We start from the raw sequence: 763 nt of genomic DNA, 5'->3' as shown, positions 1-763 counted from the left end.
AATGTCATTGGCGTATTAGGTATCAGTTATCTATCCACGGATTTGGCGTGGCTATGGTCAGCCATGATGGGGATTGGTTGCTCAGCAATTTTTACCTTGAGTATGATGCTGTTTTCCCTGCGTACCTATACTACCAATCAATCAAGTGAGCTGTCTGGTATGGCACAAGCCGTCGGTTATTTGATTGCATTTTTTGGGCCGCTTGGCACAGGCTGGCTCCATGAATCGACTGATAGCTGGAGTCTGCCACTTTTCATTATGCTAATACTGATGATTGCAAACGTGATGATTGCTTGGCTCGTCAGTCGTCCAGTGATGGTTGATGGCAAATACATTTGATTTCACTCTTTTGACTTCTATAAGCTTTTGATTTCTAACGCGTAATAAAGCTGTCTTTAAATTAACCTTAGGGCAATATTGGTTGCTGTCTTATTTTGCTACACTGGTTTGATTGCATATAGGACATAACCCCCATGATGAATTTACACTTTCGTTTTGCTCACCGCTTCCCTGCTATCGTCATACTCGCAGCCGTAATGGCGATCAGTGGCTGTCAAAAAGATGCCAAACCCACAGCGCCGACTGACACGCAGAATATCGAAACAACTAACAATCAAGCCGATACTGCTTCCGTAACCACGGCGGCCGCTGATCAACAAGTCAATTCATCACCAATCACTATTTTAGCGCTTGGCGACTCACTGACGGAAGGTCTTGGGGTGGATAAAAATGATAACTACCCTGCTCAGTTAGAAGATCGTCT

1 protein-coding gene and 1 pseudogene are annotated in these 763 nt (G+C 44.3%); both read left to right on the top strand.

What is annotated here, in order from left to right; genetic code table 11:
• Nucleotides 1-339, top strand: a 339-nt coding sequence (locus ACS8FC_RS16825) for an MFS transporter (protein ID WP_439297627.1), incomplete at its 5' end; no start/stop codon positions are given.
• A 134-nt stretch (nt 340-473) separates the two neighbouring features.
• Nucleotides 474-763: pseudogene (locus ACS8FC_RS16820) on the top strand (arylesterase); the annotation flags it as partial.

The sequence above is a fragment of the Psychrobacter sp. 1Y4 genome (genome assembly GCF_051847555.1).
Note: the sequence above shows the minus strand (reverse complement) of the source record. Positions and strands in the feature narration are given on the sequence as shown.